The 248-nt window shown below is 48.8% G+C and carries 1 protein-coding gene; it reads left to right on the forward strand.

The window, feature by feature from the left end; all coding sequences use genetic code 11:
* A partial coding sequence (locus ACY9Z2_RS19250; RefSeq protein ID WP_463611286.1) for an SDR family NAD(P)-dependent oxidoreductase occupies positions 1-248 on the forward strand: 248 nt, incomplete at both ends.

The raw sequence follows: 248 nt of genomic DNA on the forward strand, positions 1-248 counted from the left end.
TTGCAACAAAAAGGCCGGATTGACTGGCTGATTAATAATGCCGGTCTGAGTCAGCGCGCCCTGATTCGGGACACCACCATGCAGACTGAACGCGCCATTATGGAAGTCGATTATTTCTCGCAGGTGTTTCTCACCAAAATGGTATTGCCGACGTTTCTGAAACAAAAATCTGGTCGTATTGTATTTATTTCCAGTGTGGCAGGTTTGCTGGGCACGCAGTATCGCGCATCCTATTCCGCAGCCAAAGC

The organism is Virgibacillus sp. GM2-2, assembly GCF_055329585.1.